The following is a 24560-nucleotide window of genomic DNA, read 5'->3' on the forward strand; positions in this document are numbered from 1 at the left end:
ATGTTGTTATTTAACTAATTGAATAGAAAAGGATAAATTAGATGGGGATTCATAAGGAGAATGAGCGGCTATGCAGAAAATTGCGCACTGTGCAAATTTCTGCATAGCAAGTTTTGGCGTTATACATCCGCCGGATCGATACCGTATTCCTGGAGTTTATACATCAATGCACGGCGACTGATGCCCAGCATTAAAGCAGTGCGGGTTCGGTTTCCTTCTTGTTGTTCCAGCACTTCCATAATGATGCGTTTTTCGACGCGTTTAATTTCCTCTTTTAAATTACGCTCACCGACAGGGGTTGTTTTTGCTTCACCAGCATTACAGACTGGCTGACGAATCTGCGGCGGAAGATCCTCAGAAAAAATGATCGGGCCTGAATTCATCACGACAGCGCGTTCAATAACGTTGGAAAGCTCTCGAATATTTCCCGGCCATGACCAGGCGGTAAGCAGTGACATTGCCATCGGATCGATGTCGATAATATCGCGCTGATTCTCACTACTGAATTTTTGCAAAAAGTGATTAGCTAACAGGGAAATATCTTCCCGGCGATCGCGCAGAGGCGGCAGTATTAAATGAATAACGTTAAGGCGATAAAAGAGATCTTCACGGAAGGTGCCTTCTTTCACCATTGCCTGCAAGTCGCGGTTGGTGGCAGCAATGATGCGGATATCAACTTTTATGGTCTGATGGCCGCCAATCCGTTCAAATTCCCGTTCCTGTAGAATGCGTAGTAATTTGGCTTGCAGTACCAGCGGCATTTCGCCAATTTCGTCGAGGAGCAGAGTACCTTCGTTGGCACGTTCAAATAATCCCTGACGCAAGGTTTGTGCACCAGTAAATGCACCTTTTTCATGACCAAACAGTTCACTTTCGAGCAACGATTCCGGCAGCGCCGCGCAGTTGACTTTAATGAACGGCCCCTTTGCCCGCCGCGAATTGTAGTGAATCGCTCTGGCAATCAACTCTTTCCCGGTGCCGCTTTCACCGCTAATCAAGACGCTGGCCTGAGAAAGGGCAATTTTGGCGGTGTCTTTGCAGATGTCCATCATCGCCGGGCTGTTGGTGAGAATGTGCCCCCATTGCCAGCTGGTGCTCAGTGCCTGGTGCAGATGACGGATCTCTTTTTTCATTGACTGGAGTTGTAAAGCGCGCTGAACGATTAAATTCAACTCATCGAGATCAAACGGTTTGATAACATAGTCGAAGGCTCCGCAGCGTAGTGCTTCGACGGCGGTTTCCACTTCAGCATAGGCCGTCATCAGAATAACGGGTGTCCGGGTCTCATGGCTGCGCATCTCCTTTAGTGCCTTGATGCCGTCCATCTCTGGCATACGGATATCCATCAACACCACGTCAGGGTGAATATCGGCAAACAGGTGTAATGCTGTGCGCCCGTTGTTCGCACAATGTGTTTCGAATCCTTGTAGTGCAAAAGCGGTGCTCAGCATACGGCGAACATTATCTTCATCATCCACAATAAGGATGCGATTAATAGCAGTCATACAGTCTGATTTCCCTGCGGGTTGATCGGTAAAATAAGCGTGAAGGTTGCGCCGTAGCCCGGCAAACTGGCGACGCGAATATCACCCTGATGGGCATTAATGATGCGTTGACTTAACGCCAGACCAAGCCCGGTTCCTGAGGCTTTGGTAGTGAAAAAGGGATCGAAGATCTTTTTTTGCAGCGAGAGATCAATGCCACTGCCGTTGTCCTCTATCGAAATGGCCTGTTGCGAGTCGCTATACTGCCAGGTTCGAATGCGAATTTTCCCTCGTGCACTGATAGCCTGGACGGCATTGATCAGGATATTCAGTAGTACCTGTTTGAGCAGTTCACGATCGGCGTTAATCGGGCTTAATTCATTATCCAGTTCGCTTATGAAGTCGACCCGCGCTTGTACGCCGGCGGTTTGTACCAGTACCAGAGTTTCTTCAACCAATGCATTGAGGCTGACTTGTTGCCATTGACTGTGGCGTGGACGTGAAAATTCGAGCAATTGCTGAATAACTTTGTTAATTGAATCGATTTCTTTGAGTACTACGGACAGATATTCCTGATGTATTGGGTCACGGGTTTGTTGGCGCAAGATCTGTACATAACCACGAATAGCCGTTAACGGATTACGTACTTCATGCGCCACGCCAGCCATCAGCTCACCCAGTGTGGCGAGGCGTTCTGCTTGCGCCATGCGGCGCTGGGTTTCTTTGCGGGCAGTTAAATCAGAGAAAATCACCAAAGCACCTATCATTTCACCGTGCGTGTTATGAATACGACTGGTCGTGACACTGAGTTCAATGGTGCGGTCACGGCCTGGAAAACTGATCTCCAGTGCTACATGTTCGGTGCCATGTTCCAGCGTATCCAGTACGGGACTGTAGAACTGAGTATTGTCGAACAACATGGAGTAAGGCTGCCCTACCAGTTCATGACGTTGATAGCCAGTGATGACTTCTGCTGCTGGGTTCATGGTGGTTACATCACCCTGGCGGTCAATGGCAATGACGCCATCGGCAGCGTTTTCAATAATCAGATCGTTAAGTGTTCGCGTTTCACGCAGTGCCTGGGCGAGGTTGTTAACACTCTGACTGATTTGCCCCATTTCACCGGGCAATTGTGGTAATCGAGTGGGAATATTTTGAGCCAGAGTCGAGAGGCCATCGGTGATGATATCTATATTGGCGCTCAGGCGACGGGAGAAAAGGACAATCAACAGCAGGCTTATCAGCAAACCGGCGGTGAGCACAATGATAATCCTCACATCCATTTTCCAGGCCTGGCGGCGAATATCTTCGGTTAATTCATTGGCCCAGATATAGCCGAGGATTTCACCATTACGCTCAATGGGAATCATTGAATTCAAAATATCGCCGCGCACCTGCCTGCCTGAATAAACCAAAGGGGTATTTGTACGCATGACTTCGCGACCAGGGTGATCTGCGGCAATGGTAACGCCCACATTATTCTGATATAGCGCTGAAGGCGCGTAGGTGATTATCGCATCCAGCGTTTTGTTGTAATAACCAGCGCCGATGCCAGGGAAGGCGTGAGTGATATTTTCGGTAATGGGGGCAAGTTCTGCATTTAATGCGCGGATACGCTCCTCACGCGGTAAGTCGATGTAGAGATCGTAGCGATTGCCTAGCGCCTGATTAAGCAGGTTGACCACGGCAGAAAGTTTTTTCTCTTTTTCAGATAAGACTGCTGAACGTCCTTCCGTTTCTACGATATAACCAATAGTAAGCGTTGGGACAATGACCATCAGGATTGCCATCAGGATCATTTGATTGCGTAAGCGGCGTGGATAAATCCACTTCATATAATGCATGCTGAAATCCACTAGTCTTGTCCGGTATATGACGATTATCAGAGGTTAAGGTGATGATTTCTCGGCGGTGTATCATATTCCAGAGAAGAGAGAACATTGCGGTAACACGCTTTTACCGCTACCTTAACCACACTCCATCGGTCACCTGAGGCGGAGCTTCGCCCCTTTGAAATACCTTGCTTCTTTTCGTACAACCCTGAAAGCCTCGCGCTACATGTTCAGAGCATTGGCGTTAGTGCTCTGGCTGTTGATTGCTTTTTCATCCGTTTTTTACATCGTTAATGCGTTACATCAGCGAGAATCGGAAATTCGTCAGGAATTTAATCTGAGTTCCGATCAGGCTCAGCGCTTTATTCAACGCACCTCTGATGTGATGAAAGAGCTGAAGTACATAGCTGAAAATCGCTTATCGGCAGAAAACGGTGTGCTTTCCCCGCGTGGACGAGAAACGCAGACGGATGTGCCTGCGTTTGAACCGCTATTTGCTGACTCTGATTGTTCCGCAATGAGTAACACCTGGCGAGGTTCTCTGGAGTCATTGGCGTGGTTTATGCGCTACTGGCGCGATAATTTTTCTGCGGCTTACGATCTAAACCGGGTATTTTTAATCGGCAGCGATAACCTCTGCATGGCTAATTTCGGTCTGCGTGATATGCCAGTGGAACGCGATACCGCGTTAAAAGCTTTGCATGAACGCATTAATAAATATCGAAATGCACCACAAGATGATAGTGGCAGTAACCTCTACTGGATCAGCGAAGGTCCGCGCCCTGGCGTCGGGTATTTTTACGCCTTGACGCCAGTTTATCTGGCGAACCGGTTGCAGGCGCTTTTGGGTGTCGAGCAAACCATCCGGATGGAGAACTTTTTCTTACCTGGTACGTTGCCGATGGGGGTTACCATTCTTGATGAAAATGGTCATACCCTGATTTCGCTTACCGGACCAGAAAGCAAAATTAAGGGCGATCCTCGCTGGATGCAGGAACGCTCCTGGTTTGGCTATACGGAAGGGTTCCGCGAACTGGTGCTGAAGAAAAATCTGCCACCCTCATCGCTAAGCATCGTTTATTCAGTGCCAGTTGATAAGGTGCTGGAACGCATTCGCATGTTGATCCTTAACGCAATTTTGCTGAATGTGCTTGCCGGAGCTGCATTGTTTACTCTCGCGCGGATGTACGAGCGGCGTATTTTCATTCCGGCGGAAAGCGACGCCCTGCGACTGGAAGAACATGAGCAGTTTAATCGCAAGATTGTCGCCTCCGCGCCAGTGGGTATCTGCATTTTGCGTACCGCTGATGGCGTCAATATTTTAAGTAACGAACTGGCGCATACCTATCTCAATATGCTTACGCATGAGGACCGCCAACGGCTGACACAAATTATCTGTGGGCAGCAGGTCAATTTTGTTGATGTCCTGACCAGCAACAATACCAATCTGCAAATCAGCTTCGTCCATTCGCGCTATCGTAATGAAAACGTGGCCATTTGTGTGCTGGTGGATGTTTCTTCGCGCGTGAAGATGGAAGAGTCGTTGCAGGAGATGGCACAAGCAGCGGAACAGGCGAGCCAGTCAAAATCGATGTTCCTGGCCACCGTCAGTCATGAGCTGCGAACGCCGCTGTATGGCATTATCGGTAACCTGGATCTGTTGCAAACCAAAGAGTTACCGAAAGGCGTCGATCGTCTGGTGACGGCAATGAACAACTCTTCCAGCCTGTTGTTGAAAATTATCAGCGATATTCTCGATTTCTCGAAAATTGAATCAGAACAGTTGAAGATCGAACCGCGTGAGTTTTCACCGCGTGAAGTGATGAACCACATCACCGCCAACTATTTACCGCTGGTGGTACGCAAGCAGTTAGGCTTGTACTGCTTTATTGAACCGGATGTGCCAGTGGCCTTAAATGGCGACCCGATGCGTTTACAACAGGTCATCTCTAACCTGCTGAGTAACGCCATAAAATTCACCGATACCGGCTGTATAGTTTTGCATGTTCGCGCTGATGGCGATTATCTCTCTATCCGTGTTCGCGATACCGGCGTGGGGATACCGGCGAAAGAAGTGGTGCGCTTGTTTGATCCCTTCTTCCAGGTCGGAACGGGCGTACAGCGTAACTTCCAGGGGACTGGTCTGGGTCTGGCGATTTGTGAAAAACTGATCAGCATGATGGACGGCGACATCTCGGTAGATTCAGAACCGGGAATGGGCAGCCAGTTTACCGTGCGTATTCCGTTGTACGGCGCTCAGTATCCGCAGAAAAAAGGCGTGGAAGGGTTGAGTGGTAAACGCTGCTGGCTGGCGGTCCGCAATGCGTCGCTCTGTCAGTTCCTGGAAACCAGTTTGCAGCGCAGCGGCATCGTCGTTACAACATACGAAGGGCAGGAACCGACTCCCGAAGATGTGTTAATCACTGACGAGGTAGTGAGTAAAAAATGGCAGGGCAGAGCGGTAGTGACCTTCTGTCGTCGCCATATTGGTATTCCGCTGGAGAAAGCGCCAGGGGAGTGGGTACACAGTGTGGCTGCTCCGCATGAGCTACCGGCATTGTTGGCGCGTATTTATTTGATCGAGATGGAGAGCGACGATCCTGCTAACGCTCTGCCGTCGACGGACAAAGCGGTCAGCGATAATGACGATATGATGATTCTGGTCGTGGATGATCATCCGATTAACCGACGTCTGCTGGCAGATCAGTTGGGATCGTTGGGCTATCAATGTAAAACCGCGAATGATGGCGTCGATGCGCTTAATGTACTTAACAAGAATCATATTGATATCGTGCTTAGCGACGTCAATATGCCAAATATGGATGGTTACCGCTTGACGCAACGCATTCGTCAGTTGGGACTGACGTTGCCGGTAATCGGAGTAACTGCTAATGCGTTGGCTGAAGAGAAGCAGCGGTGTCTGGAGTCCGGTATGGACAGCTGCCTGTCGAAGCCAGTAACGCTGGATGTGATAAAACAGACGCTGACGGTATATGCCGAGAGGGTCAGGAAATCGCGGGAATCGTAGGACGGATAAGGCGTTTACGCCGCACCCGGCAATCCGTGCAAATGCCAGATAAGACACTGACGCGTCTTATCTGGCCTACTTTAATGTAATCTGTTGAAATAATGGGAATCGTAGGACGGATAAGGCGTTTACGCCGCATCCGGCAATCCGTGCAAATGCCAGATAAGACACTAACGCGTCTTATCTGGCCTACAGGTGATTAGTCTTTATCTGCCGGACTTAACGTCACAGAAGAGAGATAATTCAGCAGAGCAATATCGTTCTCGACACCCAGCTTCATCATCGCAGATTTCTTCTGGCTACTGATGGTTTTAATACTGCGGTTCAGCTTTTTAGCGATCTCGGTCACCAGGAAGCCTTCCGCAAACAGGCGCAGAACTTCACTCTCTTTTGGCGAGAGACGCTTGTCACCATAACCACCAGCACTGATTTTTTCCAACAGGCGAGAAACGCTTTCCGGGGTAAATTTCTTCCCTTTCTGCAGCGCGGCGAGAGCTTTCGGCAGATCGGTCGGTGCACCTTGTTTCAGCACGATCCCTTCGATATCCAGATCCAATACCGCACTAAGAATCGCCGGGTTGTTGTTCATGGTCAGAACAATGATCGACAGGCTTGGGAAATGGCGCTTGATGTACTTGATTAAGGTAATGCCATCGCCGTACTTATCGCCAGGCATGGAGAGATCGGTAATCAACACATGTGCATCCAGTTTCGGCAAGTTGTTGATCAGTGCTGTAGAGTCTTCAAATTCGCCGACAACATTCACCCACTCAATTTGCTCAAGTGATTTGCGAATACCGAACAAGACTATCGGATGGTCATCGGCAATAATTACGTTCATATTGTTCATGTAATAGGCTACCTTGCTACAGCAAGCTCTTGACATAACTGTCAATGTCGCTGATGTATTTTTCTATTCCTGGAACATCCTTCTCACGAATCAGATGTTCCAGCGTTTCACATAACTGCTTGCCGGGTACCAGATTTAGCATGGCAAATACGCCTTTAAGACGATGAGCCGTTTGGGCTAACGCAGCAAAGTCACTGGTTGCTGCTTCAGTATATAGCCTCTTAACATCATCCGGTACTGTGTCTACAAAGAGCGCATAATAGCCGCTGGCATGGAGTTGCGCATTTTCATCTCCGCCCAGAGGCGATTCTGTCACCTCTTCCTGCGCCAGTTGCACTTCAATTAATTGTAAGACCGCTTCCTGCATAGCGTTGCTCATATTGAAGTTGACGCACAATTGACCAGGCCCAATTTCCCGTACGCCAGACTCATCATCGCTTAAAAGCAAGCCAGAGGCAGTAAGATTAGACGGATTATCCGTTAAAAAGATATCATAATCTTGACTAATTAATCTTTCATCGGGTGTGATACAGGTTGCCCCCCAATTTTCTAACTGGCGAGTGACAATATTCCGAATTTCTGCCGAAGTAACATCCACCATTACGCAGACATCATCCAGTAATCGCTCTTCTTCCTCTTCAACTTCCGGGTCAGCTGCGAGCATTTTGATATGCACAGAGTAGCGTGTACCAAGCCCATCCCGCGTTTTGATGTTTAAATGACCGCCCAGTTTACGCGCCAGTTGATCGCTCAGCCAGAATGCCAGCGGGTCCGCCTTGCCATAGCGATCGTTTTGGGTCTGGTTGATAAACGGGAAGTGCAAATTATCCATTTCATGAATGCTTACGCCTTCTCCAGTGTCCAGAATGCGGAACGTCAGGCGGTCTTCGGAGGACTCATCCTGATCAACCTCAAGGGTGATTTTTCCCAATTGCGTTGAGGTCACGGCATATTGCATCAGTAGTAGCAAAATACGTCGTAAGGCATCGCGATCGCCGCGGCGCATATCGTGTGCTTTCAGATGATTGTTAATCAGCAGTTGCAGACCTTTACGCTTGATGGCAGGCAACACTGAAGGCACTACTTCATCAATTAAATCCTGCACGGAGAACAGCTCCGTCTCACTTTTCCAGCTATCGTCCGCAAGCATGTTCGCTAACTGTATTTCATCGACCAGCCGCACCAGCACATCTGCCTGATTCGCCAGTTGTTTGCCTTCCGGGGCGTTGAGTTTAGCCGCGCTCTCCGCCAGGGACTGTGCGGGTTCTTTCAGCGCATCGCCAATGTTTTTCATAAAGGTCATCCGCCCCTGCTGGTTTTTCTCATACAGACGCTGCGCCTGCTTGAGTTTCTTGTTTACCAGCACTTCGCGATCCTGATCGCGAATAATGAAAATTTGTGTGCGCGGCGCAACCTGGCTGCGGAACATGCGGATCTCATACAGCTCGTTATTGATCGTCGCCTGAATAATCCCCTGATGCTGCTCCGCCATGGTAGTGATGTTTTGCAGATTCAAATGCGGCAGCAAATGATCGGCAATTTTGTTACTTATGACTGTGCGGTTCGATTCCTGATCGTGAACCAGCAGGCCGAGCGGCAGCAGTGAGACTATCTCTTCATTAATTGCCCGTAAAATGCGCAATTCGTTATTGACCGCCGTGCTGGGGACGCTTTCTGTACTGCGGCTGGAGAAATGGCGGAATGTGGTATAGCCAAATAATGCCAGCGCCAGCAAACCGATGTTCAGCAGCAGTGGCAGCAGAATGTTTTGCAACGTATCCAGCAGTAAGGTGCCGTAAGGAACCTGCCAGACCAGGCGCATATCGGTAGAGTTGAGTGCCGAGGAGATTTCAATCTTCGTACTGTTAAAGTGGATACTGACGCTATCCGTCCCTTCTTTCTCATTTTCATTGTTTCCCGTTGCCGTCGCGTCTGGCTCAAGGCGGAAACTGTCCAGCGGCATACCCGGTGGGATCAAATCATTAATCGGCAGATCAAAAGCCACGACCGTTGCCAGATGTCCCGGCTGGTTGAACGTGGTACGCAAGGTAAAGTAATGACCGTTCTGCCAGGCCAGGCGGCGCATGTTAGAAAAACTTTCGCGTTCATCGAGGGCGTTGGCCTGTTGCAACATCTCTGCACGACGTGAATCAACAATGTCGCTGACGGTCGATTCTTTAAATCCGGAGGTGAGATCTTTGAGGGGCAGGGTTGAGATCAGCACCAGACTGTTATCCTGACCATTCAGGTAATACATCGACCACGGTACATTTTCTGCGCCCCACAATGTGTCCAGATAGGTGGACATCCGTTGAGTCATCTCAAGCGTTGAGTTGTCATGAGAGCCAAAGATTAACGCTTCCGTTTTGCGGCGTGGTTTCTCCAGATAGTAGACATCCTGTTTCAGGCGCGTCTCTTGTAAACCTTCGCCGGAGGAGGGGGAGGTCGTCGCGGCAATGTTGTCGTAGATCTGCCAGGTCACGTAACGCCAGGTATCGACGCGCTTTTGGATTGCGTGGGTAATGTCGACAATCTGGTAACTTTTATCTTTCAGCCAGGCGTTAACGGCGCTTTGTACCATTACACCCATCGTCACCAGTAACACAATGATCAACAGTAAAAAGAAGCGGGTAATGCTCCCCGGTAGGAGTGAAAAGCGGGTCGTGGCCGTTGTCTCTTTCTGACGCATTCGTGTTTATGACCTGTTAAAACTTCGCGAAGTGATAGGGCAGTATAAAGGGTACAGTGTGAAATTCCAGACTCTTACCTGATTGATGATTCTCTATTCTCCAGTGATATTTATCATCCTGCATTGGGGGAAATAGATGTACAAGCGCCATTTTGCTGTACAAATAACCTACAAAAAGCCTAACGAAATTAATTGCAAATAAACGAAGATTGCTGGAAATTATGCTGATGTTAATTATTTGTGAAATAGTTAACGAGCGTTATAGTTTTTCTGTGGTAGCACAGAATAATGAAAAGTGTGTAAAGAAGGGTAAAAAAAACCGGATGCGAGGCATCCGGTTGAAATAGGGGTAAACAGACATTCAGAAATGAATGACGGTAATAAATAAAGTTAATGATGATAGCGGAAGATATTCTAGTTGCGAGTGAAGGTTTTGTTTTGACATTCAGTGCTGTCAAATAATTAAGAATAAGTTATTGATTTTAACCTTGAATTAATATTGCTTGATGTTAGGTGCTTATTTGGCCATTCCGCAATAATCTTAAAAAGTTCCCTTGCATTTACATTCTGAAACATCTATAGCGATAAATGAAACATCTTAAAAGTTTTAGTATCATATTCGTGTTGGATTATTCTGCATTTTTGGGGAGAATGGACTTGCCGACTGATTAATGAGGGTTAATCAGTATGCAGTGGCATAAAAAAGCAAATAAAGGCATATAACAGAGGGTTAATAACATGAAAGTTAAAGTACTGTCCCTCCTGGTCCCAGCTCTGCTGGTAGCAGGCGCAGCAAACGCTGCTGAAGTTTACAACAAAGACGGCAACAAATTAGATCTGTACGGTAAAGTAGACGGCCTGCACTATTTCTCTGACGACAAGTCTGTAGATGGCGACCAGACCTACATGCGTCTTGGCTTCAAAGGTGAAACTCAGGTTACTGACCAACTGACCGGTTACGGCCAGTGGGAATATCAGATCCAGGGCAACAGCGCTGAAAACGAAAACAACTCCTGGACCCGTGTGGCATTCGCAGGTCTGAAATTCCAGGATGTGGGTTCTTTCGACTACGGTCGTAACTACGGCGTTGTTTATGACGTAACTTCCTGGACCGACGTCCTGCCAGAATTCGGTGGCGACACTTACGGTTCTGACAACTTCATGCAGCAGCGTGGTAACGGCTTCGCGACCTACCGTAACACCGACTTCTTCGGTCTGGTTGACGGCCTGAACTTTGCTGTTCAGTACCAGGGTAAAAACGGTAGCGTAGATGGCGAAGGCATGACCAACAACGGTCGTGGTGCTCTGCGTCAGAACGGCGACGGCGTTGGCGGTTCTATCACTTATGATTACGAAGGCTTCGGTATCGGTGCTGCAGTGTCCAGCTCCAAACGTACTGACGCTCAGAATGGTACTTACGTAGTTGATAATGTAACTCATAACTACATCGGTACTGGCGACCGTGCTGAAACCTACACTGGTGGTCTGAAATACGACGCTAACAACATCTACCTGGCTGCTCAGTACACCCAGACCTACAACGCAACTCGCGTAGGTTCCCTGGGTTGGGCGAACAAAGCACAGAACTTCGAAGCTGTTGCTCAGTACCAGTTCGACTTCGGTCTGCGTCCGTCCCTGGCTTACCTGCAGTCTAAAGGTAAAAACCTGGGTGTCATCAATGGCCGTAACTACGACGACGAAGATATCCTGAAATATGTTGATGTTGGTGCGACCTACTACTTCAACAAAAACATGTCCACCTACGTTGACTACAAAATCAACCTGCTGGACGACAACCAGTTCACTCGTGACGCTGGCATCAACACTGATAACATCGTAGCTCTGGGCCTGGTTTACCAGTTCTAATCTCGATTGATATCGAACAAAGGGCCTGCGGGCCCTTTTTTCATTGTTTTCAGCGTACAAACACAGTTTTTTGGTGTACTCTTGCGACCGTTCGCATGAGGATAATCACGTATGGAAATAAGCTTTACCCGCGTGGCACTGCTGGCTGCCGCGCTCTTCTTTGTTGGTTGCGATCAAAAACCACAACCCGCCAAAACCCACGCTACTGAAGTTACCGTTCTTGAAGGCAAAACCATGGGTACCTTCTGGCGTGCCAGCATTCCGGGCATTGACGCCAAACGCAGTGCCGAACTTAAAGAAAAGATTCAGACCCAACTGGACGCTGACGATCAGCTGCTTTCGACCTATAAAAAAGATTCCGCGCTGATGCGCTTTAACGACTCGCAAAGTTTGTCGCCGTGGCCGGTAAGTGAAGCGATGGCCGATATCGTCACTACCTCGCTGCGCATTGGCGCAAGGACCGATGGTGCGATGGATATTACCGTCGGGCCGCTGGTGAATCTGTGGGGCTTTGGTCCGGAACAACAACCGGTTCAAATTCCGAGCCAGGAACAGATCGATGCGATGAAAGCCAAAACCGGCTTACAGCACCTGACGGTCATTAATCAGTCGCATCAGCAATATCTGCAAAAAGACCTGCCGGATTTATATGTCGATCTCTCCACCGTCGGCGAAGGTTATGCGGCGGATCACCTGGCACGCTTGATGGAGCAGGAAGGGATTTCCCGCTATCTGGTGTCGGTGGGCGGCGCGCTGAACAGCCGTGGTATGAACGGTGCTGGCCAGCCGTGGCGGGTAGCGATTCAAAAACCAACCGATAAAGAAAACGCGGTTCAGGCCGTGGTGGATATCAACGGTCATGGTATTAGCACCTCTGGCAGCTACCGTAACTATTACGAACTGGACGGCAAACGTCTTTCTCATGTTATCGATCCGCAAACCGGGCGTCCTATCGAACACAATCTGGTATCCGTGACGGTGATTGCCCCGACGGCGCTGGAAGCCGATGCCTGGGATACTGGCTTGATGGTACTGGGGCCGGAGAAAGCCAAAGAGGTTGTTCGTCGGGAAGGGCTGGCGGTTTATATGATCACCAAAGAGGGTGATAATTTTAAAACCTGGATGTCGCCGCAGTTTAAAAGCTTCCTTATCAGCGAAAAAAATTAAAGCGCAAGATTGTTGGTTTTTGTGCGATGGTGACCAGGCAGACTAAAGGCTATCCTTAACCAGGGAGCTGATTATGAAATACGCCACATGCTTAACTGACGATCAACGCTGGCAATCTGTCTTAGCCCGCGACTCGAATGCCGACGGCGAATTCGTTTTCGCCGTGCGCACCACGGGTATCTTTTGCCGTCCGTCTTGCCGAGCCAGACATGCCTTGCGGGAAAATGTCTCCTTCTACGCAAATGCCAGCGAGGCGCTTGCCGCTGGCTTTCGTCCCTGCAAACGTTGTCAGCCAGACAAAGCCAATCCCCGGCAACATCGCCTTGATAAAATTACCCACGCCTGCCGACTTCTGGAACAGGAAACGCCTGTAACGCTGGAAGCCTTAGCCGACCAGGTGGCGATGAGTCCATTTCATTTGCATCGGTTGTTTAAAGCGACTACCGGAATGACGCCTAAAGCCTGGCAACAGGCCTGGCGCGCTCGCCGTTTGCGCGAATTGCTGGCGAAAGGGGAGAGCGTGACTACATCTATTATTAACGCCGGATTCCCCGACAGCAGCAGTTACTACCGCAAAGCCGACGAAACGCTGGGCATGACGGCTAAACAATTCCGTCACGGTGGCGAAAATCTGGCGGTGCGTTACGCGCTGGCTGATTGTGAGCTGGGCCGTTGCCTGGTGGCAGAAAGTGAGCGGGGGATTTGCGCGATATTACTGGGCGATGATGACGCGACACTAATCAGCGAGTTACAGCAGATGTTTCCCGCTGCCGACAGCGCGCCTGCCGATCTGACGTTTCAGCAACATGTGCGTGAAGTGATCGCCAGCCTCAATCAACGCGATACGCCGCTGACGTTACCGCTGGACATTCGCGGCACTGCTTTTCAGCAACAAGTCTGGCAGGCACTGCGCACGATACCTTGCGGTGAAACCGTCAGTTATCAGCAACTGGCTAATGCCATCGGCAAACCGAAAGCGGTACGGGCCGTTGCCAGTGCCTGTGCCGCCAACAAGCTGGCTATCGTTATACCTTGTCATCGGGTGGTCCGTGGTGATGGCACACTTTCCGGTTACCGCTGGGGCGTGTCGCGCAAAGCGCAACTGCTGCGCCGCGAAGCTGAAAATGAGGAAAGGTAATGTTGGATCTGTTTGCTGATGCTGAACCGTGGCAAGAACCACTGGCGGCTGGAGCGGTGATTTTGCACCGTTTTGCTTTTAACGCTGCGGAGCAACTGATCCGCGATATTAATGACGTTGCCAGCCAGTCGCCGTTTCGCCAGATGGTCACTCCAGGCGGATATACCATGTCGGTGGCGATGACCAACTGTGGGCATCTGGGCTGGACGACCCATCGGCAAGGTTATCTCTATTCGCCCATTGATCCGCAAACAAATAAACCGTGGCCCGCCATGCCGCAGAGTTTTCATCATTTATGTCAACGTGCGGCTACGGCGGCGGGCTATCCAGATTTCCAGCCAGATGCCTGTTTGATCAACCGCTACGTTCCTGGCGCGAAACTGTCGCTGCATCAGGATAAAGACGAACCGGATCTGCGCGCGCCAATTGTTTCTGTTTCTCTGGGCTTACCCGCGATTTTTCAATTTGGCGGCCTGAAACGAAATGATCCGCTAAAAAGATTGTTGTTGGAACATGGCGATGTGGTGGTATGGGGCGGTGAATCGCGGCTGTTTTATCATGGCATTCAACCGTTGAAAGCGGGGTTTCATCCACTCGCCGGCGACTGCCGCTACAACCTGACATTCCGTCAGGCAGGTAAAAAAGAATAAAAATAAGAATTATTATTGCTGTGCGCACGAAGATGTTTAAACTGCGGGCTGTAATTCATTGTCCGGGTTTTCTGCATGGAACTTCTTGTACTTGTCTGGCGGCAGTATCGCTGGCCATTTATCAGTGTGATGGCGCTAAGCCTCGCCAGTGCGGCATTAGGCATTGGCTTAATTGCTTTTATCAATCAGCGCCTTATCGAAACGGCGGATACCAGTCTGCTGGTATTGCCGGAGTTTCTGGGGTTATTGCTGCTGTTGATGGCCGTCACTCTCGGATCGCAACTGGCGCTCACCACTTTGGGGCATCACTTCGTTTACCGACTGCGTAGTGAATTTATCAAGCGGATTCTCGATACTCACGTCGAGCGCATTGAACAACTCGGTAGCGCCTCGTTGCTGGCGGGATTAACCAGCGATGTGCGCAATATCACCATTGCTTTTGTGCGTCTGCCGGAACTGGTGCAGGGGATCATTCTCACTATCGGTTCAGCGGCGTATTTGTGGATGCTGTCGGGCAAAATGTTGCTGGTAACGGCTATCTGGATGGCAGTCACCATCTGGGGCGGTTTTGTGCTGGTGGCGCGGGTGTACAAACATATGGCGACCCTGCGTGAAACCGAAGATAAGCTGTACACGGATTTTCAAACCGTACTCGAAGGGCGCAAAGAGCTGACTCTGAACCGTGAACGCGCCGAGTATGTGTTTAACAACCTCTACATTCCTGATGCGCAAGAGTATCGCCATCATATTATTCGCGCAGACACCTTCCATCTTAGTGCCGTGAACTGGTCAAACATCATGATGCTGGGCGCTATCGGCCTGGTGTTCTGGATGGCGAACAGTCTCGGTTGGGCTGATACCAACGTTGCCGCGACCTATTCGTTGACGCTGTTATTCCTGCGTACGCCGCTGCTTTCGGCGGTTGGCGCATTACCGACGCTGCTGACGGCGCAGGTGGCGTTTAACAAGCTGAACAAATTCGCGCTCGCGCCTTTCAAAGCAGAGTTTCCGCGCCCGCAGGCTTTTCCCAACTGGCAAACGCTGGAGCTGCGTAACGTGACGTTTGCTTATCAGGATAACGCGTTTTCCGTTGGGCCGATTAACCTCACCATCAAACGTGGTGAACTGCTGTTTCTGATTGGTGGCAACGGTAGTGGAAAATCGACGCTGGCGATGTTGCTGACGGGCTTGTACCAACCACAAAGCGGCGAAATCTTGCTGGATGGCAAACCTGTCAGCGGCGAACAACCGGAAGATTATCGCAAACTGTTTTCGGCAGTGTTTACCGATGTCTGGCTGTTTGATCAACTGCTGGGGCCGGAGGGGCAACCCGCTAACCCGCAACTGGTTGAGAAGTGGCTGGCGCAGCTGAAAATGGCTCATAAGCTTGAGTTAAGCAACGGGCGTATTGTTAACCTGAAGTTATCAAAAGGGCAGAAAAAACGCGTGGCGCTGTTGCTGGCGCTGGCAGAAGAACGCGATATTATCCTGCTGGATGAATGGGCGGCGGATCAGGATCCACACTTCCGTCGTGAGTTTTATCAGGTGCTGCTGCCGCTGATGCAGGAGATGGGTAAAACTATTTTCGCCATCAGTCATGATGATCATTACTTTATCCACGCCGACCGCCTGCTGGAAATGCGCAACGGGCAACTTAGCGAGCTGACAGGCGAAGAGCGCGATGCTGCTTCGCGTGATGCCGTTGCCCGGACGGCATAATATTACGACGCTGACCTGGCGGACTGCTGCCGGCAGGTCAATATTCTAAAAATACCTTCGTTTCTAATAACCCTATAATTAATCAACGAAATTATAATGTTTCTAAAATTAGAATATAATTTATAAACATTATTTAAATGTTGTTACTTAAGTGTTACCGTTGATGCCGCGCAAATCTCACCTGCAATAAAGCGACTAAAAGTAAGGCATTAACAAGATGAAAAAAGTGACTGCCATGCTCTTCTCGATGGCCGTGGGGCTTAATGCCGTTTCGATGGCGGCAAAAGCGAAAGCGTCCGAGGAGCAGGAAACTGATGTACTGTTGATTGGCGGCGGCATTATGAGCGCCACGTTGGGGACCTATTTACGCGAGCTGGAGCCTGAATGGTCGATGACCATGGTGGAGCGCCTGGAAGGTGTCGCGCAGGAGAGTTCGAACGGCTGGAACAACGCCGGAACCGGGCATTCTGCACTGATGGAACTCAATTACACCCCGCAAAATGCCGACGGCAGCATCAGTATTGAAAAAGCAGTCGCCATTAACGAAGCATTTCAGATTTCCCGCCAGTTCTGGGCGCACCAGGTCGAGCGCGGTGTGCTGCGTACTCCGCGTTCATTTATCAATACCGTTCCGCATATGAGCTTTGTCTGGGGCGAGGATAACGTTAATTTCCTGCGCGCCCGTTACGCCGCGTTGCAACAAAGCTCGCTGTTTCGCGGTATGCGTTACTCTGAAGATCACGCGCAGATCAAAGAGTGGGCACCGTTAGTGATGGAAGGGCGCGATCCGCAACAGAAAGTAGCGGCAACACGCACAGAAATTGGCACTGATGTGAACTATGGCGAGATCACCCGCCAGTTGATCGCCTCCTTACAGAAGAAATCTAACTTCTCGCTGCAACTCAGCAGCGAAGTCCGCGCCCTAAAGCGTAATGACGATAACAGCTGGACCGTCACCGTTGCCGATCTGAAAAACGGCACTGCACAGAACATCCGCGCCAAATTTGTCTTTATCGGCGCGGGCGGTGCGGCGCTGAAACTGTTACAGGAATCGGGGATTCCGGAGGCGAAAGACTACGCCGGTTTCCCGGTGGGTGGACAGTTCCTTGTTTCGGAAAACCCGGACGTGGTTAATCACCATCTGGCGAAGGTTTACGGTAAAGCATCCGTTGGCGCACCACCGATGTCGGTTCCGCATATCGATACCCGTGTTCTTGACGGTAAACGCGTAGTGCTGTTTGGGCCATTTGCCACCTTCTCAACCAAATTCCTCAAAAACGGTTCATTGTGGGATCTGATGAGTTCCACCACCACCTCTAACGTGATGCCGATGATACACGTTGGGCTGGATAATTTCGATCTGGTGAAATATCTGGTGAGTCAGGTGATGTTGAGTGAAGAGGATCGTTTTGAAGCGTTGAAAGAGTACTATCCGCAGGCGAAAAAAGAGGACTGGCGTTTGTGGCAAGCGGGGCAGCGCGTGCAGATTATCAAGCGTGATGCCGATAAAGGTGGCGTACTGCGTCTGGGTACTGAAGTCGTCAGTGACCAGCAAGGGACCATTGCCGCGCTCCTGGGGGCATCGCCAGGGGCGTCAACCGCCGCGCCGATTATGTTGAATCTGCTGGAAAAAGTATTTGGCGATCGCGTTTCCAGCCCGCAATGGCAGGCTACGTTGAAAGCGATCGTTCCGTCTTATGGACGCAAGCTGAACGGTGATGTAGCGGCAACAGAACGCGAGTTGCAGTACACCAGCGAAGTGCTGGGGCTGAAATACGACAAGCCGCAGGCAGTAGATAGTACGCCGAAACCGCAGTTGAAACCGCAACCCGTTCAAAAAGAAGTGGCGGATATTGCGTTGTAATGATGTGCCACATCCGGCATGGTTTGCCGGATGTGGCGTATGCTTTCAGCGTCGGATCAGGCAACCGGCTCGGGCGTTAGATGTCGGATGCAGCGTAACCGCCTTATTCGGCCTACAGGTTGCAGCACTTCACAGCAGTTTAGCGAACAACCGCGTTGTCAATTTTCTCTTCCGCCTTCCAGACACGGTACTTCACATCCACATTGTCTGGCGTATACACCACGATCGGCAGCTTGCTGTTGTAACGCAGCATTCCAGCATCGCCCAGATACGCGGTGACAAATTTCTTCTCTTTCTTGCCATCCGGGCAGGCCATCATCGTGGAAACCGGCGAGCTAACTTTATCAAAGACATAATAATCATAGCCCCAGCCTTCCAGCGTTTTGCTTTCCAGCTTCCCGCCGAGACGATGCAAATTGCAGTCGACTTCCAGCGTCTGACCGATTAACAGTTCTACTTTCAGGGTAGATTCATCTTCTTGCGGAGTTAACTGAATCACCTGACGCTTCATGCCTTTTTCAGCTTGTGGATAAGGTGCGATTTTTTCCAGTGGCTGGACGCTTTCTGCCGCCCAGGCGGAAGTGGTGGCGAAAGCGGCAAACAATACTGCAGGTAGAATGGTCTTCATTTTTTTGCTTTCCTTCTTCATTTATAGGTTTTCACCGATGATGTCGCTGAAGGTTAACATATTCATCAGATTTATTAATTTGCTTTATGAATAACTTAAAGAACATTCAGATAATTTTACCTGCTCTTTTAGTGTTAAATTCTGATGAGAAAACAAACCAGCAGAAATATCTCTGGCGAATTAATCGCTATATAAATATGTTTATAACCATTTGAAATGTGAGCAAAAGCCCGTTTTTGCCACGCTTCCCGCCACTCTTTTGATCCTGCTACAGGTTTTACCCCGATCGGGGTATGCATCTTTGACACATCCTTTAATATCTTAGCGGCTATAAAAATGGCTTATTAATTATGCGGTTTATTTGGTCGCTCTCAATTTTCAGAGCGCGTTAATGATGGAAGGTCAATGTGAAGATTGATGCATCCCGTCGGGGCATACTCACTGGTCGCTGGCGCAAAGCCAGTAACGGTATCCGTCCGCCCTGGTCCGGTGATGAATCTCATTTTCTGACCCATTGCACCCGCTGCGACGCCTGTATTAATGCTTGTGAAAACAACATTCTGCAACGCGGCGCGGGTGGTTATCCGAGCGTTAATTTCAAAAATAACGAGTGCAGCTTCTGCTACGCCTGCGCGCAGGCTTGCCCCGAATCACTATTTTCTCCGCGCCACACCAGGGCCTGGGATTTGCAGTTCACTATCGGGGAAGCCTGCCTGGCGTATCAGTCAGTTGAATGCCGCCGCTGTCAGGATAGCTGTGAGCCAATGGCAATTATCTTTCGCCCGACGCTCTCCGGGATCTACCAGCCGCAACTTAATAGCCAACTTTGCAACGGATGTGGAGCATGTGCAGCCAGCTGTCCGGTATCAGCCATAACTGCGGAGTATCTCCATGCACACTAACTGGCAAGTTTGCAGCCTGGTCGTGCAGGCCAAAAGCGAACGAATTTCAGACATCAGCACCCAACTGAACGCCTTTACCGGCTGTGAAGTTGCTGTCAGCGACGCGCCGAGCGGTCAGTTGATTGTGGTGGTGGAAGCAGAAGACAGCGAAACGCTGATCCAAACCATTGAGTCAGTACGCAACGTAGAGGGCGTGCTGGCGGTGTCGCTGGTTTATCACCAGCAGGAAGAGCAAGGTGAGGAAACACCATGAAACTCAGTCGTCGTAGCTTTATGAAAGCTAACGCCGTTGCGGCCGCTGCGGCGGCTGCCGGTCTCAGCGTGCCGGGCGTTGCCCGCGCCGTTGTTGGTCAGCAGGAAGCCATTAAATGGGATAAAGCGCCGTGCCGTTTCTGCGGTACGGGTTGCGGCGTTCTGGTCGGAACGCAGCAGGGGCGTGTGGTGGCCTGTCAGGGCGACCCGGACGCACCGGTTAACCGTGGCCTGAACTGCATTAAGGGCTATTTCCTGCCCAAAATCATGTACGGTAAAGACCGTTTGACGCAGCCGCTGCTGCGTATGAAAAACGGTAAATATGACAAAGAAGGCGAATTTACCCCAATCACCTGGGATCAGGCCTTCGATGTGATGGAAGAGAAATTCAAAACCGCCCTGAAAGAAAAAGGGCCGGAATCGATCGGTATGTTCGGTTCTGGTCAGTGGACTATCTGGGAAGGTTATGCCGCGTCCAAGCTGTTTAAAGCGGGCTTCCGTTCGAACAACATCGACCCGAACGCGCGTCACTGTATGGCGTCGGCAGTAGTTGGCTTTATGCGTACCTTTGGTATGGATGAGCCGATGGGCTGCTACGACGACATCGAGCAGGCTGACGCGTTTGTGCTGTGGGGCGCAAACATGGCGGAGATGCACCCGATCCTCTGGTCGCGCATCACTAACCGTCGTCTTTCTAACCAGAACGTCACCGTGGCGGTGCTTTCTACCTACCAGCATCGTAGCTTCGAGCTGGCGGATAACGGCATCATCTTTACGCCGCAATCTGACCTGGTGATCCTGAACTATATCGCCAACTATATCATTCAAAACAATGCGATAAATCAGGACTTCTTCAGCAAACACGTTAACCTGCGCAAAGGGGCGACGGACATCGGCTACGGTTTACGTCCGACCCATCCGCTGGAAAAAGCAGCGAAGAATCCGGGTTCTGACGCCTCCGAACCAATGAGCTTTGAAGATTACAAAGCCTTCGTTGCTGAATATACGCTGGAAAAAACCGCCGAAATGACCGGCGTGCCGAAAGACCAGTTAGAACAACTGGCGCAGCTGTATGCCGATCCGAACAAGAAAGTCATCTCCTACTGGACGATGGGCTTCAACCAGCATACCCGTGGTGTATGGGCCAACAACCTGGTCTACAACCTGCACCTGCTGACCGGCAAAATTTCCCAGCCGGGTTGCGGTCCGTTCTCCCTGACCGGGCAGCCTTCCGCGTGTGGTACTGCGCGTGAAGTGGGCACCTTTGCTCACCGTCTGCCTGCGGACATGGTGGTGACTAACGAGAAACATCGTGATATTTGCGAGAAGAAGTGGAATATCCCGAGTGGCACCATTCCGGCGAAAATCGGTCTGCACGCGGTGGCACAAGACCGTGCGCTGAAAGACGGCAAACTGAATGTTTACTGGACCATGTGTACCAATAACATGCAGGCCGGACCGAACATTAATGAAGAGCGTATGCCGGGCTGGCGCGATCCGCGCAACTTTATCATCGTTTCCGATCCGTATCCGACGGTCAGTGCGCTGGCAGCCGACTTGATCCTGCCGACCGCAATGTGGGTAGAAAAAGAGGGGGCTTACGGTAACGCCGAACGCCGTACTCAATTCTGGCGTCAGCAGGTACAGGCACCGGGCGAAGCGAAATCGGATCTCTGGCAGTTAGTTCAGTTCTCCCGCCGCTTCAAAACTGAAGAAGTGTGGCCGGAAGAGTTGCTGGCGAAGAAACCTGAACTGCGTGGCAAAACGCTGTATGAGGTTCTGTATGCCACTCCGGAAGTGAGCAAATTCCCGGTATCCGAACTGGCGGAAGATCAGCTGAATGACGAATCCCGCGAGTTGGGCTTCTATCTGCAAAAAGGGTTGTTCGAAGAGTACGCATGGTTTGGTCGCGGTCACGGTCACGATCTCGCGCCGTTCGATGATTACCACAAAGCACGCGGCCTGCGCTGGCCGGTGGTGAACGGTAAAGAAACGCAGTGGCGTTACAGCGAAGGTAACGACCCGTACGTGAAAGCGGGCGAAGGCTACAAGTTCTACGGTAAACCGGATGGCAAAGCGGTGATCTTCGCGCTGCCGTTCGAACCGGCGGCGGAAGCACCGGATGAAGAGTACGACCTGTGGCTCTCTACCGGACGCGTCCTGGAGCACTGGCATACCGGCAGTATGACTCGCCGTGTACCGGAACTGCACCGCGCCTTCCCTGAAGCGGTCCTGTTTATTCACCCGCTGGATGCGAAAGCGCGCGATCTGCGTCGTGGCGACAAAGTGAAAGTGGTTTCTCGCCGTGGCGAAGTGATCTCGATTGTCGAAACGCGCGGTCGTAACCGTCCGCCGCAGGGCCTGGTGTACATGCCGTTCTTCGACGCCGCACAGCTGGTTAACAAACTGACGCTGGACGCGACCGATCCGCTCTCGAAAGAGACGGACTTCAAGAAGTGCGCGGTCAAACTGGAGAAGGTGTAAGCCATTATGTCCCGGTCAGCGAAACCTCAAAATGGTCGCCGCCGCTTTCTGCGCGATGTCGTTCGCACAGCAGGCGGGCTGGCTGCCGTGGGTGTGGCGCTGGGGTTACAACAGCAAACCGCACGCGCATCTGGCGTGCGGTTGCGCCCGCCCGGAGCCATAAACGAGAACGCCTTTGCCAGTGCCTGTGTGCGTTGCGGTCAGTGTGTTCAGGCTTGCCCTTACGACACCTTAAAACTGGCGACCCTGGCCTCTGGTCTGTCGGCGGGCACGCCATATTTTGTCGCACGGGATATTCCTTGCGAAATGTGTGAGGACATTCCGTGCGCCAAAGTGTGCCCGAGCGGTGCGCTGGATCGTGAGATCGAATCGATCGACGACGCGCGGATGGGGCTGGCGGTACTGGTGGACCAGGAAAACTGTCTCAACTTTCAGGGGCTGCGCTGCGATGTTTGTTATCGCGAATGCCCGAAAATTGATGAGGCCATCACCCTGGAGCTGGAGCGCAACACGCGTACCGGTAAGCACGCCCGCTTTCTGCCGACGGTTCACAGCGACGCCTGTACCGGCTGCGGTAAGTGCGAAAAAGTGTGCGTGCTGGAACAACCGGCAATCAAGGTGTTACCGCTGTCACTGGCGAAAGGGGAGTTAGGTCACCATTACCGCTTCGGCTGGCTGGAGGGGAACAATGGCAAATCGTAAACGTGACGCCGGGCGCGAGGCGCTGGAGAAAAAAGGCTGGTGGCGCAGTCACCGTTGGTTAGTGTTACGTCGCCTTTGTCAGTTCTTCGTGCTGGGGATGTTTTTGAGCGGTCCGTGGTTTGGTGTGTGGATCTTGCACGGCAACTACAGCAGTAGCCTGTTATTCGACACCGTTCCACTGACCGATCCGCTGATGACACTGCAAAGTCTTGCCAGCGGTCATCTGCCTGCCACGGTGGCGTTGACCGGTGCGGTGATTATCACAGTGCTCTACGCCCTGGCAGGAAAGCGATTATTTTGCAGCTGGGTCTGTCCGCTGAACCCGATTACCGACTTAGCAAATTGGTTACGCAGACGATTTGACCTCAATCAGTCTGCGACGATCCCTCGCCATATTCGCTACGTGCTGTTGGTGGTCATTCTGGTGGGATCGGCCTTAACTGGCACGTTCATCTGGGAATGGATCAACCCCGTTTCTCTGATGGGGCGTAGCCTGGTAATGGGCTTCGGCAGCGGCGCGCTGCTTATTCTCGCGCTGTTTTTATTTGATCTACTGGTCGTTGAACACGGCTGGTGCGGGCACATTTGTCCGGTTGGTGCACTGTATGGCGTGCTGGGTAGCAAAGGTGTGATTACCGTTGCGGCCACCGATCGGCAGAAATGTAACCGCTGTATGGATTGTTTTCATGTTTGCCCGGAACCGCATGTGCTACGTGCCCCGGTGCTGGATGAACAAAGCCCGGTGCAGGTCACCAGCCGCGATTGCATGACGTGCGGTCGCTGCGTGGATGTCTGTTCTGAGGATGTATTTACAATAACTACACGATGGAGTTCGGGAGCGAAATCATGAAAAGCCATGACCTGAAGAAAGCGCTGTGTCAATGGACGGCGATGCTGGCCCTGGTGGTAAGCGGCGCGGTTTGGGCGGCTAATGGCGTCGATTTTAGCCAGTCGCCGGAAGTATCCGGGACGCAGGAAGGGGCCATTCGGATGCCAAAAGAGCAGGATCGGATGCCGCTGAACTATGTGAATCAGCCGCCAATGATCCCGCATAGCGTTGAAGGTTATCAGGTAACGACCAATACCAACCGCTGCTTGCAGTGCCACGGTGTCGAAAGTTATCGCACCACTGGCGCGCCGCGCATTAGTCCTACTCACTTTATGGACAGCGACGGCAAAGTGGGCGCGGAAGTGGCTCCGCGTCGTTATTTCTGTCTGCAATGTCACGTACCGCAGGCCGATACCGCGCCAATCGTGGGGAATACCTTTACCCCATCAAAAGGTTACGGGAAATAAGAGGTTATT

General features: G+C 51.1%; 19 protein-coding genes. 13 read left to right on the forward strand and 6 right to left on the reverse strand.

Annotation, left to right across the window (positions count from 1 at the left end):
- Window positions 1-119 precede the first annotated feature (119 nt).
- Both atoC and atoS read right to left on the reverse strand, forming a co-directional pair.
- On the reverse strand, window positions 120-1505 hold the full coding sequence (gene atoC, locus C4F37_RS03405; RefSeq protein ID WP_001539140.1) for an acetoacetate metabolism transcriptional regulator AtoC: 1386 nt from the start codon (window positions 1503-1505) through the stop codon (window positions 120-122).
- On the reverse strand, window positions 1502-3328 hold the full coding sequence (gene atoS, locus C4F37_RS03410) for a two-component system sensor histidine kinase AtoS (RefSeq protein ID WP_001296244.1): 1827 nt from the start codon (window positions 3326-3328) through the stop codon (window positions 1502-1504). Before atoS ends, atoC begins: the two co-directional genes overlap by 4 nt.
- A 166-nt stretch (window positions 3329-3494) precedes the next feature.
- Between atoS and rcsC the strand changes: the two genes are divergently transcribed.
- The gene (gene rcsC, locus C4F37_RS03415; protein ID WP_000876057.1) at window positions 3495-6344 is read left to right on the forward strand and encodes a two-component system sensor histidine kinase RcsC; all 2850 of its coding nucleotides are present in this window, start codon (window positions 3495-3497) and stop codon (window positions 6342-6344) included.
- A 199-nt stretch (window positions 6345-6543) separates the two neighbouring features.
- On the opposite strand, the gene rcsB is transcribed toward rcsC, so the two are convergent.
- Window positions 6544-7194, reverse strand: a complete 651-nt coding sequence (gene rcsB, locus C4F37_RS03420; protein ID WP_001061917.1) for a response regulator transcription factor RcsB — start codon at window positions 7192-7194, stop codon at window positions 6544-6546.
- Window positions 7195-7210: 16 nt separating this feature from the next.
- A complete protein-coding gene (rcsD, locus tag C4F37_RS03425) occupies window positions 7211-9883 on the reverse strand; it encodes a phosphotransferase RcsD (protein ID WP_001249136.1) in 2673 nt (890 codons plus the stop codon).
- 738 nt (window positions 9884-10621) lie between these two features.
- Here rcsD and ompC point away from each other — a divergent pair.
- The 6 genes from ompC to mqo all read left to right on the forward strand — a co-directional run bounded on the left by ompC (window position 10622) and on the right by mqo (window position 18287).
- Window positions 10622-11749 (forward strand): porin OmpC, encoded by a 1128-nt coding sequence (ompC, locus tag C4F37_RS03440; RefSeq protein WP_001539019.1) that lies wholly within the window; start codon window positions 10622-10624, stop codon window positions 11747-11749.
- A 111-nt stretch (window positions 11750-11860) separates the two neighbouring features.
- A complete protein-coding gene (apbE, locus tag C4F37_RS03445) occupies window positions 11861-12916 on the forward strand; it encodes an FAD:protein FMN transferase ApbE (RefSeq protein WP_001539017.1) in 1056 nt (351 codons plus the stop codon).
- A 73-nt stretch (window positions 12917-12989) separates the two neighbouring features.
- On the forward strand, window positions 12990-14054 hold the full coding sequence (gene ada / locus C4F37_RS03450; protein ID WP_001539016.1) for a bifunctional DNA-binding transcriptional regulator/O6-methylguanine-DNA methyltransferase Ada: 1065 nt from the start codon (window positions 12990-12992) through the stop codon (window positions 14052-14054).
- Window positions 14054-14704, forward strand: a complete 651-nt coding sequence (gene alkB, locus C4F37_RS03455; RefSeq protein ID WP_001539014.1) for a DNA oxidative demethylase AlkB — start codon at window positions 14054-14056, stop codon at window positions 14702-14704. Before ada ends, alkB begins: the two co-directional genes overlap by 1 nt.
- Window positions 14705-14779: 75 nt before the next feature.
- Window positions 14780-16423, forward strand: coding sequence for a microcin J25 efflux ABC transporter YojI (gene yojI / locus C4F37_RS03460; protein WP_000422211.1), 1644 nt, complete (start codon window positions 14780-14782; stop codon window positions 16421-16423).
- Window positions 16424-16640: 217 nt separating this feature from the next.
- Complete coding sequence (gene mqo / locus C4F37_RS03465; protein WP_001539011.1) at window positions 16641-18287, forward strand: malate dehydrogenase (quinone); 1647 nt, start codon at window positions 16641-16643, stop codon at window positions 18285-18287.
- A gap of 139 nt (window positions 18288-18426) precedes the next feature.
- On the opposite strand, the gene eco is transcribed toward mqo, so the two are convergent.
- Both eco and C4F37_RS28210 read right to left on the reverse strand, forming a co-directional pair.
- On the reverse strand, window positions 18427-18936 hold the full coding sequence (gene eco, locus C4F37_RS03470) for a serine protease inhibitor ecotin (RefSeq protein WP_000712252.1): 510 nt from the start codon (window positions 18934-18936) through the stop codon (window positions 18427-18429).
- Window positions 18937-19049: 113 nt separating this feature from the next.
- Complete coding sequence (locus C4F37_RS28210; protein WP_001296243.1) at window positions 19050-19214, reverse strand: hypothetical protein; 165 nt, start codon at window positions 19212-19214, stop codon at window positions 19050-19052.
- A 108-nt stretch (window positions 19215-19322) separates the two neighbouring features.
- On the opposite strand from C4F37_RS28210, the gene napF reads away from it, so the two are divergent.
- From napF to napB, 6 genes are read left to right on the forward strand one after another with little or no spacing between them, the layout of a single operon-like run.
- The gene (napF, locus tag C4F37_RS03480; protein ID WP_000686730.1) at window positions 19323-19817 is read left to right on the forward strand and encodes a ferredoxin-type protein NapF; all 495 of its coding nucleotides are present in this window, start codon (window positions 19323-19325) and stop codon (window positions 19815-19817) included.
- Complete coding sequence (gene napD / locus C4F37_RS03485) at window positions 19807-20070, forward strand: chaperone NapD (protein WP_000557384.1); 264 nt, start codon at window positions 19807-19809, stop codon at window positions 20068-20070. The genes napF and napD overlap by 11 nt, the downstream gene beginning before the upstream one ends.
- Window positions 20067-22553, forward strand: coding sequence for a periplasmic nitrate reductase subunit alpha (gene napA / locus C4F37_RS03490; RefSeq protein WP_000778067.1), 2487 nt, complete (start codon window positions 20067-20069; stop codon window positions 22551-22553). Before napD ends, napA begins: the two co-directional genes overlap by 4 nt.
- A gap of 6 nt (window positions 22554-22559) precedes the next feature.
- The gene (gene napG / locus C4F37_RS03495; protein ID WP_000091291.1) at window positions 22560-23255 is read left to right on the forward strand and encodes a ferredoxin-type protein NapG; all 696 of its coding nucleotides are present in this window, start codon (window positions 22560-22562) and stop codon (window positions 23253-23255) included.
- On the forward strand, window positions 23242-24105 hold the full coding sequence (napH, locus tag C4F37_RS03500; protein ID WP_001539009.1) for a quinol dehydrogenase ferredoxin subunit NapH: 864 nt from the start codon (window positions 23242-23244) through the stop codon (window positions 24103-24105). Before napG ends, napH begins: the two co-directional genes overlap by 14 nt.
- Window positions 24102-24551 (forward strand): nitrate reductase cytochrome c-type subunit, encoded by a 450-nt coding sequence (napB, locus tag C4F37_RS03505; RefSeq protein ID WP_000835174.1) that lies wholly within the window; start codon window positions 24102-24104, stop codon window positions 24549-24551. Before napH ends, napB begins: the two co-directional genes overlap by 4 nt.
- The last annotated feature ends 9 nt before the right edge of the window (window positions 24552-24560 follow it).

It is taken from the genome of Escherichia sp. R1 (assembly GCF_003000935.1).
GTDB classification, from domain to species: Bacteria; Pseudomonadota; Gammaproteobacteria; order Enterobacterales; family Enterobacteriaceae; genus Escherichia; species Escherichia coli.